Here is a 14,780-nt window from a genome sequence, read left to right as displayed (position 1 = left end):
TATAACTAAAAAGAAACATAAGAGAAAAAATAATAATGGTGTATCTGTCATTACATAGACAGATACGCCATTATTCCATTTTAATGACTTATAAATTTAGGGTTCATTTTGTTCTACATAGCTTTTGAAATTGTTCAGGATAGCCTGCCAGCCCTGCTGTTGAAACTCCGCTGGATGTGAAGCGTCAGCATCAAACGTCTCAACTACTTCGGTTTCCTTTTCATGGCCCTTGAAAGTAATGTTTACTTTCCTTCCATCCGCCATGGTATAAGCAATAACCTCATGTAATCTTACGTCATCATAGATTCCACCAAAATCGAAACCAGTACTGCCATCTTTGGCCTCCATTCTTGAAACAAATGTCCCACCTACTCTAAGATCATTCTCTGCAAATGGGGTGTGCCAATCGTCTGAAGCATTGTTCCATTGTTTAATGTGGTCTGGCTCTGTCCAATACTTCCACACCTTGTCTATTGGCGCTTGAACAGTTGCTTCTACTCTGATTTCTTTTGATGTTCCCACTTTAATACCCTCCTAATAAATACATGATTTTTTATTAAAGTTGGTTACATGAGGTGTCTTAATATATATTATAAAAGGTCAACAGTTATTTTACTACTTAGAATCGTTAAAAAGTTTTTATCTCTAACTGCTTAATCCCAGTAGTTAAAAATTACTTGGCCAACAGTTTGGGGCTTCCAAAAAGTAATTTGATCTAACTCAGCCCTGTTTAACTCGGATTTATTTAGATTATCCTGATTAAAAGGGGTGTTTAGTTCACTTTTACTTAGTATTCGATAATAGGTGGAAAACCGATTATTAAGATCAGGTCTTTCGATAAATTTAATATTTCCAAATTCAACTGCAGAGGAGAAAGCAAGATATGGATAATGTTCATTCAACAAGATATAAAACCGATTATCTAGCCTTTCAACCAATGCATAATAAAAATTTGTTGGGTGTTTTGGCATATGGAACTCAATTATCCTCACCCCGTTTTGAAAGGCAAACTGGAAACATAATTGTTTAAATTGTTTCCCGTCTACTTGAGGCGGAGACTCTTCTTTTAAACTATAGAAACCTGTTACTCCACTGGGTAATTTCATCTTGTTCACCGTTCCTAATTATAGTTCTTTGTTACGGAGGCTTTCACACTTACGTTAGCTAACGATTATTTCCCGGGTAATGCAATTTCAGATGAGGCTTCCGAAAGAGTCTTTATTAAGTTTGTTTTAGTAGTCTGATCTTTTCATCTTGTTCCAAAACAGTTGGCAACACTTCTATTTCTTTTCTTATGTTAAAATGCATTGTATCATCTATGTGTAGGTCCTTAAGTTGCTGGTCGACCTCTTCCCTAGTTGGCACATGCTCACCCCTAACACGAAGTTAATGATCTTCAAATATATTCGCTAATCTTCTCCTTATTCAATACGTACGAACGGCAAAATTGTTTCAACTCTCAGAAATATCCTAGTTACCACCAAAAAAAGACACACCAACAAAAGGTGTGCCCTCATCTCTTCTATTATCGATCAAATGTAACTCTCTCTGTTGCATTTCCCAAGGTAATCGCTGTTTCACTTGGTTTTGTTTGGGAAATCAGCTTGCCATTTCGGAAGGAATAACGCACTGCAGCCTGCTTGCGAACCACTTCATATTCATTCTCTGCTGTCATAACGATGAAGTTTGCTGGCTTTCCTTCTTCAATTCCGTATTTGTCTTCAATATGCAATGTCTTCGCACTGTTTTTCGTGATCAGATCAATCGAGTTTACGATTTGCTCATAGCCCATTAATTGTGATGCATGGATTCCCATATGCAAGACCTGAAGCATATTCCCTGTTCCAAGTGGATACCACGGATCAAAGATATCATCATGGCCAAAGCAAATGTTTAATCCAGCTTCTTGTAATTCTTTTACCCGTGTTAACCCACGGCGCTTCGGATACGTATCAAATCTTCCCTGCAAATGAATGTTCACCAGTGGATTGGATACAAAGTTAATGTTCGAGAGCTTCAATAGGCGGAATAATTTCGTTGTATAGGCATCATTGTAAGAGCCCATTGCTGTTGTATGGCTCGCAGTTGTGCGCTCGCCCATGCCACGCTCATAAGCCTCTTTCGCTACCACTTCCACAAATCGAGATTGCTCGTCATCGATTTCATCACAGTGGATATCTACTAGAAGGTCATATTTTTCCGCTAGATCAAAGGCTGTCTTCATCGACTCCACACCATATTCTCTTGTGAATTCAAAGTGAGGAATACCACCCACAACATCCGCACCCAATTTCAATGCCTCTTCAAGTAATTCGATACCATTTGGGAAAGATTGAATCCCCTCTTGTGGAAACGCGACAAGCTGAATGTCAACAAAGTTCGCCATTTCTTTCTTCACTTCTATCATGGCTTTTAATGCAGTCAGATTAGGGTCTGTTACATCGACATGTGTACGAACATGTTGGATTCCTTGTGCAATTTGCCATCTTAGTGCCTTTTTCGCTCTTGTCTTCACATCTTCCTGCGTTAACGACTCCTTGCGCTGAGACCAACGTTGGATTCCTTCAAAAAGGGTGCCGCTTTGATTCCATTCCGGCTCTCCAGCAGTTAAGGTTGTATCTAAATGAATATGTGGCTCAATGAATGGCGGTAAAACAAGTGCGCCCTTTGCGTCAATTACCTCTTCTATATCCGAAACTTCCTCAAGGTTTTGTGTAATGGCAGCAAACTTGCCATCTTCAATCATTATATGCCAATGTCCTTTTTTTCCACGTAATGTTGCATTTTTTATGAGCATGTGAGATCTCCCTTTTCTAAAATAAGAATGTATAAAGTGAACCTTCAATCAGCGGGGGGCTCCCCCTGGACTGCCGTTCCTAGTCGGCCTTCCTTAAAACGGGTGCTTCTTCATTTTTCATTTTTATTGATGCGAGATACATAAATACGATATAAACAGCAGCTGTTCCAATTAAAGCATTTAATGGGGTAATTCCTGGTGCTAGCTGTGCAATCACAACACCACTTGCCCATGCCCCAATCGCAACCCAGTTCACTGGTTTAAATGTCATTTCTTTAAACGTACCATACTTCCTTTTTCTAACAAAGAAATAGTCCGCGATAATGATTGCCCCAATAGAAGGGATAGCGGCACCCAAAATGTTTAAGAAGCCGACAAAGTTGTTGTACATCCACATGGCAAGCAGTGTCCCTACGAGTCCATTTACGACAACAAATAACTTTTTAGGAAGCTTGGTGATATTCGCAAATCCTAGCCCTGAGGCATAGAGGGCATTGTCATTGGTTGTCCAAATGTTTAACCCTAACACAATAATTGCCGGAATCATTAATCCTTGTAAAAACATCACTTCTGAAATATCTGGTAGTCCGTAAGACATTGCTCCGACTGCGCCAAACAGGAACATCAAGGAGTTTCCTAAGAAAAACGCGATAACCGTTGCTACTACCGCAGAACGTGATGTCTTGGCAAACCGCGCAAAGTCTGGTGTTAACGTTCCGCCACTAATAAAGGAGCCAACGCAAATCGTTAGAGCTGCTGCTACCGTCAAGGTTTCTGTAGGTTCATAACTCCACAGGGTATCAAAACCACCCAAGTACTCTGTTGCTTCAAATACAGAATAGCTTCCTAAAATTGCAATGGCGGGTACAGCAATAAATCCTAAGACGACTAAAGCTTTCATGCCAAAGATAGCTGATGCTGTAATGGCAACTCCAAAAATAAAGATTAAAGCATAGACATTCCAATCCATGGCGGTTGCGACAGGCACAGCAAACATCGCCACTCCAACACCAAACCAGCCAACCTGCGTAAAACCTAGTAAAAAGGAAGGCAAATACGATCCCTTTTCTCCAAACGCGTATTTAGCCAGCAGATGCGTTGATAGCCCTGTCTTTGCTGCAATATAAGCAAGCGATCCTGTATACATCCCAAGCGCTATATTTCCGATTAACATGATTAAAATAAATTGTGAGAATGATAGGCCAGCCCCCAATTCCCCACCAGCTAGCATACTTGCAGAGAAGAACGTAAACCCGAGCATAACGGATAATGTCTTCCAAAAATTATTTCGTTCAGACTGTGGTACTGCTTGTAATGAATACTCAACATCTATTTTTTTCATCATTATTCCCCCAACTATGATTTTTCGGTACCAAAAATCACAGCAAAAAAAGAGGCTAATTACCAGTTAACCTGACAATTAGCCTCTTTTTTTATACAATACACCAGCATAGGGTAAAGCACACCTACTCCTCGTGTATTGTAAAAATCCGCTGTCCTTGTCAGCCTCTCTGGACTGAATTAAAGGTACCATATGCAATTAAGTAGATTATGACAGGAAAACTAGTTCGTGTCAATTGGGTGCATGGACAGAAGTAGATTTCCTTTTACAAAAAGCTCGCTCATAGATGAAACCGTCGAATGAACTCCTCTTTAAAAGTTTTGGATGAAAATAACAGCATGCCAATAAGTGTTAGCAGTGCATAGAGAGAGGTTCCTGCGCATGCCCAGAGGATTGTAGCAATCCCGGTAATATACAAGCCAATGGGAACAAACCCGAGTCCAATCATGGCTAATATATAGCCCACATATTCCCGCCAGCGCATTCGCTTTTTCAAAATAATGATGGTTATCAGAAGCGTAGCCATAATAATTATCAAAGGGATGGCAAAATTTACTGACCATCTCTGGAAAACTGATGTAATATCCATGATTACCAGTACACTAGATAGGCTTATTACCTGTAAAACAATTTTCGAGCCTGTATGTGCCGTTGAAAGGATTGTATGGTTCATTGTTATAAAAAGATAAAGCGCTCCGCCTACTACATACAGCGACCAAAGGAAATCGGGATTTACTAGAAGGTTTATAACAAAACATGTACTTGCCATAACAATATATAGAAAGGTCACTATCTTTGCGATAAATGTCCTTCTTTTTTTCAGTCTCATATCCGGATAGTCTGGATATAACCTTACCTCATTATCTATTGATTCAGCTACTTTACGATGACATAAGGGACATGTCACGTGATCGACCGACACGCCACAATGATTGCAGTAATTCATTTCGTCTCCCCCCAATTATTGGAGTAAACTTCCACATTAAGGCCTGTTAAACGAGACAGTTGACTGAAGAACGACTTAATTATTTCCGACTCTACAATTGAGCGCGCAAACGTAATGGTCATTTGGTCATTAACAGAAGAAACTCCACAATTAATGGGACTATTTTTGGTGGGATACAGGACAACTTCCATTCTTTCAATATAATTTTTCATCGAGTCAGGCAGAATAATGCTTCCCAGATTAGTTAGTGTGAGCGTCTTCGCTAATTCCCCATAATGTCTAAACCCGTAACGCATCGCATGATACTTTATGGACAATGGTACAATTCTTGTTTTTAAGCTCTTTTGTAGCTGCACGTGTCGATTGATCCCATCCTGTAAGTGCTGTCTATCCGTCTTACTTCTTAGTTGCTCCGATACTGTTTTAATAATATCCTCTAATGTGAGTTCACCCGAAACATCCACCCTTACATTTACTACGGAAAAGAAGTTTCTTAATGTTATGGAAGGAAATTTGCGACGGAGATTAGCAGGCAGCGCTATTGTAATATTTTCATTGTATACGCCGTATTTCATTGTTTCGGAGTAAATAGCATAGATGAGCACTGCGGTAATAAATTCCGTTACAGACGTGCCCTTTTGCTTTGCAACATGATTTAAAGCCGAAGCACGAATCACGCCATGAATAACATTTACGCCTGAAGGGTCAAATGGCGTTCCTTTAATTTGAAACGCTCGCTGTACTTTATCCTGAAGATAATTACGAGTCGACTTCTGATAATACTTTTCAAAACTGTCCTCTGTCTCATACTTACTTGGCACTTGATCCGAAAATAATAACGCATCCCCGTCTACTGCTATGTCTTCTCCTTGCAATGTTAAATATTGATAAATTAATGTTTTAAGAAACTCAACTGCACCTGTACCGTCTGTAAGCGAATGGAAAATTTCCACTGCTATTCGTTTGTTAAAATATAAGACTTTGAACAAATAGCCATTATTCTCCTTTGGATGAATGGGGTGACAGGGATAGGTCGTTTCCTGCTGAACGCTAAGTTTTTCTTCATTACTCTCCATAAAGTCCCAAAAGAGCCCTTTGCGTACTTTGACAGCTAGTGTCGGGAATCGTTTGATGACGTGATCGAGCGCCTCTTGCAATATCTCCTCGTCTACCATGTCTTTCATTAGTACAGAAACACGGTATACGGAGGAATTAGAGGCTTCTGTTACTGCGTGAAACACCTTACCTGCATTATCAACTTTATACCATTTACTCATAAACTTACCTTCTTTGTACTTTATATATAGTTAAAAGCTATTACATTCTAAACCGTCTTGCGCTTATAAGAAAACAGCGCGCCAAATTAGGCTATTACGAAAATACCAATACACCTTATCGTTGCAATTATAGCACTATTGCCAACCGTGAGTCTTATAATACAGGGTTCGTTAGCGGGATTAAAGCCAGAGCACCGTAAGACAGCCAAGTCACCGGAAATTTCAATTTGCCCTTTCAGCTCTTTTTTAAAATCCAATAGTTATCAGGTCGAAATGAAGTGCTCTTCCTGACTTTTCTTAGTTATTGCATTCCACTCAAAATTATAAAATTGGTCATTTAATATTTAATTTAGTAGAAAAGCCAATATCTTTCGTATTTTCCAAGTATAATGAAGCATATTCAGATCATGCATATGATATTTCCTGGAGAGAATCCTATACATATGACGAAAAAACGATTAAAGAGGTTATATAATGAGTAAAAGAAGTTTTGCGGATTATCAAGTAAGCGACGAAATAAAAAGAGCACTTGCTGTATTAAAATACGAAACGCCAACAGAAGTTCAAAGTAAGGTCATCCCATTAGCAATGGAGAACCAAGATCTTGTCGTAAAAGCTCAAACTGGAAGCGGCAAGACTGCTTCCTTTGGTATTCCTGTTTGCAATATGATTGAATGGGAGGAAAAGAAACCACAGGCTCTCATCCTTACCCCAACAAGGGAACTTGCCGTTCAAGTCAGAGAAGATATTACGAATATCGGCAGGTTTAAACGTATGAAGGCAGTAGCCGTATATGGAAAAGAACCTTTTACGAAACAAAAGGATGAATTGAAACAAAAAACGCATGTAGTCGTTGGGACACCCGGCCGGGTCAAGGACCACATTGACCGAGAAACCCTAGATTTGGATCAAATAAAGTACCTTATCATAGATGAAGCGGATGAGATGCTTAATAGAGGTTTCATTGATGAAGTGGAAGCGATTATCCAATCATTACCTTCAAACCGCGTAACCATGGTCTTTTCTGCTACCTTGCCTAAAGATGTTGAAAATCTTTGCCATAAATATATGATAGACCCTACTCAGATAGAGATTGAATCGACTGGGGTAACGGCCGAGTCCATTGAACATTTCTTAATTAAAGTGAGAGAAGAAGAAAAGATTTCACTTCTTAAAGATATCACCGTTGTAGAAAATCCAGATAGCTGCCTGATTTTCTGCCGAACGAAAGAACATGTAGATACAGTGTACAGCGAACTAGATAAAGCTGGATATCCTTGTGAGAGACTCCACGGGGGACTGGAACAAGAAGACCGCTTCGCTGTTATGGAAGGGTTCAAAATGGGGAACTTCCGCTATCTCGTGGCCACCGATGTTGCTGCTAGAGGGATTGATATTGATAATGTAACACTCGTCATCAACTATGACGTTCCTATGGAAAAAGAGAGCTATGTACACAGAACCGGAAGAACCGGCCGTGCCGGAAATAAAGGAAAAGCCCTGACGTTTTCGACACCTTTTGAAGGGAAATTCCTTAAAGCAATTGAAAAATACATCGGTTTTGAGATACCTACTATAGAAGCTCCCAGCCCACAAGAAGTGGCTAGTGGAAAGGCTGCATTTGAAGAAAAACTTAGCAGCAAGCGCATTGTAAGAAATAATAAAACAGCTCGAATCAATCAGGACATTATGAAACTTCATTTCAATGGTGGCAAAAAGAAAAAGATTCGGGCTGTTGACTTTGTTGGAACGATTGCCAAAATCCCTGGCGTCTCAGCAGAGGACATCGGCATTATCACCATCCATGACCAAATGTCTTATGTTGATATTCTCAATGGAAAAGGCTCAGTCGTTATACAAGCCATGGAGAATACAACGGTCAAAGGAAAGAAATTAAAAGTAAACAAGGCAATTAAATAATAACTTAAAAAGAGTGGGTACAATTAATTAAATAATATAAGCAAAGCAAAAGCCGGACCATTTGAATTATTTCTGCAAAATACTTCTATGGCCCGGCTGTTTTTTCTGTTTTGAATCTAAATTACACTTAAGCGAAGGAAATATGCGGAGACTCCAGTGGGAACAGCACGAGTCCGAAGGCCCCGCAAGAAGCGATTTTTGCTTCTGAGGAGACTAAGGCCGTGCCCACGGAAAGCGGAGTATTTTCCGAAGCGGTAATTAAGCAGTTTTTTCTTATTATTGTTCGCGTTTTAAAAAGGCTGGGACGTTATGTCCCAGCCTTTTTAGTCATAAGCATGTATCAAAAACCCATGCCAATCCTTTTACTTTAAGTTCTTAACACCGGTTTCTAATATCTCCATTTGTAACAATGTCTGTTCATCAGTGATGGTTTTATCTTTACCATGTAGGATTGCTTCGTATATGTCATCATATACTCTTCCATAATCCCCATCCACAGACTTAACTTTTTCTTCGTGAATGGTACCTTCTTCATCGATATATGTCAGCACACCATAGTGGTTTATCGTATCGATACCAAAGTCTTTGTTATCCGGCATGTAAAATAGCTTCAAATGTTCTTCCTGGCGATCTTTCGTTTCTTTGACAAAGGAGCCCTTTTTACCATGGACGACGAAGCTAGGCCTTTCCTTCAGTCTGAAGTAACTGGATTTCACTGATACTTTTAACCCGCCATAATATAAGTCCAAATCGAAGTAATCATTTTTTCTTCCCTGTCCTAAAATCTGCCTTACGTCATAATGAATATCATCTGGCTTGCCGAAATAACTAAGGACCTGATCTAGCGTGTGACAGCCATGTTCATATAAAAACGACGAAGCAGGATCAAAAGAGTGCACAGACTCAGGTACTTCAGGACGATAGTAATCATAATGCATTTCTACTTCTAGCAAGTCACCTGTTTTCTCTTCTTCAATGACCTTTTGAACGGTTAAGAAATCACTATCAAAACGTCTGTTTTGATACGCCTGCACAATTAAGTCCTTCTCTTTTGCCATTGCGAATATCTCTTTAGCTTGTTCTGAGGCTTCCATAAATGGCTTTTCAACCAAGCAGTGTTTATTATGCTCTAATACTAGTTTAGCGTAATCATAATGGCTGTCATATCTGGTGCAAACCACAATGAGTTGAATGTCCTCATCATTTAATAACGCATCTAAATCAGAGGTGTAATTTACCCCGGCAATTTTATCCCAATTATCATTCTCAGGTGTTCTTCGATAAATTGTTTTCACTTTAATATTGTCTCTTTGCAGTACGAATGGAAGATGATATCTGTTCGTGCTTTTCCCATTTCCTATATAACCGATAGTAAGCATAACTGCCTCCTAAAACATATTTTTATTGTTGCTCTTTAAACCGTATGAAAAAGTACCTCCTTAGGTTGACTCGTTTATCAAACCAGGAGGTACTTATCTATTATATTTTTCGAATAAGGTTCTATCGAAAAATTACATTAAACCAATTACGTGGAAGACAATACCTAGAACGAACAATCCAAGAATCATAATAATTGGAGAAACTTTCTTTCTAAGTAACCACATACAAAGTAGGGTTAACGCTAATCCAGCTAAACCAGGAATTAAGCTATCCAAGTTATCTTGTAAAGTCGTGACATTATACTCACTTAACGATCGCCCTGCGGCTTGCTGTTCTAATGCTGTTCTAATCCCTTCGGTACCAGAAGGCAGGTTCTCCCAATCGATATAAGCACCTTCATCAAGTTGAACTTCCGAGACGGTTGGTGCAAAGGATACGGCTACCCACCGGTTAACCAAGGCACCGAGTATAAACATACCGAGTATCGAGGCGCCCTTGGTGATATCTTGAAGCAATCCGCCAGATAAGTCATCCGTGATTTTAGAACCGGCTTTATAACCAAGCTCTTGTGAATACCACATGAAGCCCATACGAATCAGATTCCATAAAACGAAGTAAAGAATTGGACCAAGAATATTACCGCTCATTGCAAGCGAAGCCGCTAATGCACCAAGGATCGGTTTTACCGTGAACCAGAACAATGGATCCCCAATACCAGCTAAAGGTCCCATCATACCGACTTTAACCCCTTGAATGGCCTTGTCGTCTACCGGAGCACCATTTGCCCGTTCTTCTTCAAGCGCAAGCGTTACACCAATAATTGGTGATGCTACATATGGGTGTGTATTAAAAAACTCTAAGTGACGCTGCAATGCAGCGGAACGATCTTCTTTTGTTTTATATAATCGTTTGATTGCCGGGATCATGGAGAATGCCCAACCACCGTTTTGCATCCGTTCATAGTTCCAAGAACCTTGAATGAACATGGAACGGAACCAAATAGCTATACGATCTCTTTTTGATAATTTCAATCCTTTTTCCATTTTTTAAGCCTCCTCCTTTTAGTAGTTATCAATAATGTCGCCTAACGGATCACCAGTATTGCCGCCTCCGCCATTACCAGAGCCACCTTGTTTTGATAATGCAATATAAATAAGTGCAAGTGCTACACCAATACCACCAAGACCTAAAAGGGTAAGAGATGGAATTGTTGCAATTACGAAACCAATCGCCAAGAATGGCCATACTTCTTTTGTAGCCATCATGTTAATAACCATCGCAAAACCAACCGCTACTACCATTCCTCCACCTACTGCTATACCGTCTGTCAACCAAGTAGGCATTGATTCAAGTAATTCTCTAACCGGACGTGCACCGATCGCTACAATTAATGCAGCAGGAATAGCAATACGCAAACCTTGCATAATGATCGCGATAATATGCCACATTTCAACTTTTCGGAAGTTACCTTCTTTCGCTGCGGCATCCATAAAGTGGACAAATGCTGTTGCAATTGTACGAACAATAATTGTTAATAGTAATCCAGCTACTGCAAGTGGTACTGCAATCGCGATTGCTGAGGAAACACCAGATTCCCCTTGTCCGCCTAAAACTAAAATAATTGCTGATGCAACCGATGCTAATGCAGCATCCGGTGCTACGGCAGCCCCAATGTTTGCCCAACCTAAAGCAATCAATTGAAGGGTACCACCTAAGATAAGACATGGTATTAATTCTCCTGTAACTAAACCGATTAACGTACAAGCAATAATTGGCTGATGGAAGTGGAATTCATCCAAAATTCCTTCCACACCAGCTAAGAATGCTACGATAATAACGAGTATTATCTGAATAATAGTCAAATCCATGATTATTCATCCTCCTTTTTGTCTGGTAATTAAAATTATCTCTGTTTATCTAACTCTGCTTGAGCTCTTCTTAGAATTTCATCCATGTTGCCATATTGATCAGCTGGAACTTTACGTACATCAAAGTCCACGCCAAACTCTTTCAACTTGCGGAACGTATCGATATCATTTTGATCAAAAGCCAACACTTTATTCGGCTGTACTTTACCAGGTGAGTGGGACATCGAACCAACATTAATGGTTTCTAATGGTACGCCACCTTCCACTGCTCTAAGCACATCCTGCGGGTTTTCGAAAAGCAATAACGCGCGCTGACCGCCAAAGTGCTGATCATCTTTTGCAAGCTCGATCATTTTTTTAATTGGCACAACATGGGCCTTCACACCTGATGGAGCAGCCTGCTGGATCAATTTCTTACGAAGTTCATCCTCCGCTACCACATCGGATACGACAATAATTCGCGTAGGCTGTGTATTTCGTGTCCAGGCTGTTGCTACTTGTCCATGCAGCAAACGCGTGTCAATTCGTGCTAACACGTAGTCAAATGTACCAGGTGCGCCTGTACTAGCTGGTCCGGCATCCGCCTTCGCAGTATCCGCTGGTTCCAACTCTTCAGGTTTTATTTTAACTGCTTCTTTAGCTGTTCCCAGAATCTGTTCAGCAACCTCATACGCTGTGTCCTTAGACATGCGCGCTGCATAAGATTCGATGACCATTGCTAAATTTAAACCAGTAACGATCGCCCATTTACCCTCTTGTTCATCAATCAAGCTGCTGGCTTGGTTGAAAGGAGTTCCACCCCAAAGATCAATTAAGAATAATACTTCGTCTTGATTGTCAAAAGAGGAGATTGCTTCTTTCATTTTTGCCTTTACGTCATTAGGCCCTTCGCTCGGCATCAATGTAACAGCTTTTACATTTTCTTGTTCTCCAAAGATCATCGCTCCAGATTGCAAGATACCAGTGGCAAATTCGCCGTGACTAGCAATGACAATTCCTACCATCACTTTACCTCCTATTAATTTGATCTGTTAAATCTTGAATATGATAAACTCCTAAAGTGTATTATTTCCCAGCTCAACTAAAACGATTACATTAGAAACAAAAAAATAAAAAAGACATAAGTAAAAAGTAGATTAAAGGAAGGTAGAGGTATAGTAGGACCCTAGTTCTTCGTGTTTAATCAATACTTTTCACTCATGCCTGATCGAATCAGTAACACGTAAAAAATATACGATGGCTATTAAGTTTTAGTTGCAAACGCTTCAATTATACCTCAAATAATAAGTATGTTAATACTTTAATGAGTTTATCTAAGAGTATTATAGCACTCCATTTTACCCATTTCAAGAAGTAAGTTATTATTTTTAACGCAGTTCCTTTTCACTAGGAACCCTATTTAACGGTATAGTCAAATTACCCTGCAAAAATAGAATCGTTCTACCTTATCTAGTAAAATGACTACTTATTAAATTTCCCTTTAAACCCGCGTTTGATAACGTCAAAGAAGCCTAATGATTGAACCAAGCGATCCTCATCCACATACTCACGAATGGTTCGCAACACTTTCTTTGGATCCTTTGAAGAAAAGGTATATGTCCCGTCACTTTTCGTTTTAATTGCATAACGCGGGATCCACTTTCCTTTAAACATGACAGAAGCGATTACAGCATCCACTTCTTCCCACGGAATTTGAATAAACTTCCGAGCATCACGAGTGTTGTAGAATTCAAACCCTTTATCACCAATCATGATCTTACCATAATCGGTCATTCTTATATGTGAGGTTCCATTAATAACTAAATCAACTTTTGTGTTGATAGATTGGACCATTTGACCTACCTCATTTCTTTCTATTACTAAAAATCATTATACACGTTTTATAGCTCTAAGCCAAAAATGCTTTGGGTAAGAGAATCCTAGCAAGACTTATTTATTTCATTGGTCAATTCATCATTATAATAAAAAGCATGACATTCACCCAAAAGGCAGATTGGGCATAGGCTATTTAAAATGAGACTCCATTAAGGGAAATACAGTTTACAAAATTTAATCCATTAAGGAAGTGACTCTTTGAAAAATTATTATTATGTAACGGCCAATACAGCCAAGGGATTTCTGAACTTACTACCTTCCAATATAGAAGGCCTGCAGCAAGTCATTAGTCTAAAACACCCTTCCCAAAAGGTAAAAGCAAAGATCCTCCGTCAATTGGTTCTAAAATATGAATCTACTAATACAGTGGAAGTGTTGAAGAGTGCGTTAGGTGAGGATTACTTGGATGGTGTTGTTATTCGTGAAAAAGGTATCGTATTTTTAAATGATTCCATTGTGCCAAATGATATAGGTGGGGTTATCGAACTGGATTTAAGGAACTTTACACAGAATACCTCGGTAAAAAACACAATTCAAAGTGAAAACTTCAAGCATTACACCGAAAAGGCATATAAAGATTTTGAAACAGGATTACGCATCCATGATGACCTAGAAGAAATCTATATTAAAGAGATGCATTTTGAAAAGGCAGATGAAATGTCCGATAGATTTATTCAAGAAAGATTACAAGGACAGCCAAAGAAAACCCGCGATGCCCATGAATACCATCGCCTTTTTGGTACGACAACCGTGGATGGCCCTGTCAATGTCATCCCCCATATTACGGAAAACCTCTCCCGTGTCTTTTATGTAAAAGGGCGTGCTGGAACAGGCAAATCTACCTTTATGAAGAAAGTAGTAAGTGCTTGTATAGAACATGGTTATGATACGGAAGTTTATCATTGTAGTTTCGATCCAAATAGTCTTGATATGGTATTGGTTCCAGACTTAAGTTTTTGTCTCTTTGACAGCACAGACCCCCATGAGTTTTTTCCAATTAGGGAACACGAAGAAGTCATTGATTTATACGAAGGGGCCGTAACTCCCGGAACAGATGAAAAATATGCGGATGAAATTAACAAAGTAAATGACAATTACAAATCGTATATGAAAAAAGGCGTGGTAGAACTGAAAAAGGCAGGAGACTACTTGGAAGAATTGGAGCAGCAGTATTCGTGTACGGAACAAGAAGAGAAGGAAATACTCAAATTTATTGATCAACAGGTCTAATAGTTTTGCGGATCTTTTATTATTTCCCCAAGCTTCAGGTAAGATAAATCCACCAAGCAATCATTGGATTTATCCTTCAAATTCTGGGAGTTGTATGCTGTTTTTAAACCTTAAGTCCATTAGCTATCTTCCCCTTCAAAGGGGA

Annotated in this window: 14 protein-coding genes; 2 read left to right on the top strand and 12 right to left on the bottom strand. The window is 39.4% G+C overall.

Translation table 11 applies throughout. The features are described 5' to 3' along the window. Window positions 1–96: 96 nt before the first annotated feature. The 7 genes from AC6CHS_RS06115 to AC6CHS_RS06085 form a co-directional block, all read right to left on the bottom strand. Window positions 97–522 (bottom strand): SRPBCC family protein, encoded by a 426-nt coding sequence (locus AC6CHS_RS06115; RefSeq protein WP_498234890.1) that lies wholly within the window; start codon window positions 520–522, stop codon window positions 97–99. A 131-nt stretch (window positions 523–653) separates the two neighbouring features. Beyond that, a complete protein-coding gene (locus tag AC6CHS_RS06110; protein WP_498235680.1) occupies window positions 654–1,106 on the bottom strand; it encodes a hypothetical protein in 453 nt (150 codons plus the stop codon). A 115-nt stretch (window positions 1,107–1,221) separates the two neighbouring features. After that, window positions 1,222–1,365, bottom strand: a complete 144-nt coding sequence (locus AC6CHS_RS06105) for a hypothetical protein (protein ID WP_498234888.1) — start codon at window positions 1,363–1,365, stop codon at window positions 1,222–1,224. Window positions 1,366–1,525: 160 nt separating this feature from the next. After that, on the bottom strand, window positions 1,526–2,797 hold the full coding sequence (locus AC6CHS_RS06100) for a cytosine deaminase (protein ID WP_498234887.1): 1,272 nt from the start codon (window positions 2,795–2,797) through the stop codon (window positions 1,526–1,528). Between the two features lie 79 nt (window positions 2,798–2,876). Continuing rightward, window positions 2,877–4,139, bottom strand: coding sequence for a cytosine permease (gene codB / locus AC6CHS_RS06095; RefSeq protein ID WP_498234885.1), 1,263 nt, complete (start codon window positions 4,137–4,139; stop codon window positions 2,877–2,879). 280 nt (window positions 4,140–4,419) lie between these two features. Continuing rightward, entirely contained in the window at window positions 4,420–5,085 is a 666-nt protein-coding gene (locus AC6CHS_RS06090) for a DUF6320 domain-containing protein (RefSeq protein WP_498234883.1), read from the bottom strand. Continuing rightward, window positions 5,082–6,362: a condensation domain-containing protein gene (locus AC6CHS_RS06085; protein WP_498234881.1), complete on the bottom strand. Its 1,281-nt coding sequence runs from the start codon at window positions 6,360–6,362 to the stop codon at window positions 5,082–5,084. Before AC6CHS_RS06085 ends, AC6CHS_RS06090 begins: the two co-directional genes overlap by 4 nt. 474 nt (window positions 6,363–6,836) lie before the next feature. Between AC6CHS_RS06085 and AC6CHS_RS06080 the strand changes: the two genes are divergently transcribed. After that, complete coding sequence (locus AC6CHS_RS06080) at window positions 6,837–8,282, top strand: DEAD/DEAH box helicase (protein WP_498234879.1); 1,446 nt, start codon at window positions 6,837–6,839, stop codon at window positions 8,280–8,282. Window positions 8,283–8,644: 362 nt separating this feature from the next. On the opposite strand, the gene AC6CHS_RS06075 is transcribed toward AC6CHS_RS06080, so the two are convergent. The 5 genes from AC6CHS_RS06075 to AC6CHS_RS06055 form a co-directional block, all read right to left on the bottom strand. Beyond that, entirely contained in the window at window positions 8,645–9,661 is a 1,017-nt protein-coding gene (locus AC6CHS_RS06075; protein ID WP_498234877.1) for a Gfo/Idh/MocA family oxidoreductase, read from the bottom strand. 132 nt (window positions 9,662–9,793) lie between these two features. Continuing rightward, window positions 9,794–10,705, bottom strand: coding sequence for a PTS system mannose/fructose/sorbose family transporter subunit IID (locus AC6CHS_RS06070; RefSeq protein ID WP_498234875.1), 912 nt, complete (start codon window positions 10,703–10,705; stop codon window positions 9,794–9,796). An 18-nt stretch (window positions 10,706–10,723) separates the two neighbouring features. Then, window positions 10,724–11,530 carry a PTS mannose/fructose/sorbose transporter subunit IIC gene (locus AC6CHS_RS06065; protein ID WP_498234873.1) on the bottom strand — a complete coding sequence of 269 codons (807 nt, stop codon included), beginning with the start codon at window positions 11,528–11,530 and terminating at the stop codon, window positions 10,724–10,726. A 35-nt stretch (window positions 11,531–11,565) separates the two neighbouring features. Beyond that, window positions 11,566–12,534 carry a mannose/fructose/sorbose PTS transporter subunit IIA gene (locus AC6CHS_RS06060; RefSeq protein WP_498234871.1) on the bottom strand — a complete coding sequence of 323 codons (969 nt, stop codon included), beginning with the start codon at window positions 12,532–12,534 and terminating at the stop codon, window positions 11,566–11,568. 457 nt (window positions 12,535–12,991) lie between these two features. Next, window positions 12,992–13,363 carry a DUF956 family protein gene (locus AC6CHS_RS06055; protein WP_498234869.1) on the bottom strand — a complete coding sequence of 124 codons (372 nt, stop codon included), beginning with the start codon at window positions 13,361–13,363 and terminating at the stop codon, window positions 12,992–12,994. A 240-nt stretch (window positions 13,364–13,603) separates the two neighbouring features. Between AC6CHS_RS06055 and AC6CHS_RS06050 the strand changes: the two genes are divergently transcribed. Next, a complete protein-coding gene (locus tag AC6CHS_RS06050) occupies window positions 13,604–14,635 on the top strand; it encodes a hypothetical protein (protein ID WP_498234868.1) in 1,032 nt (343 codons plus the stop codon). Window positions 14,636–14,780 lie beyond the last annotated feature (145 nt).

Source organism: Oceanobacillus sp. GQ8 (assembly GCF_059758495.1).
This window is presented reverse-complemented; position numbering and strand designations above follow the sequence as displayed.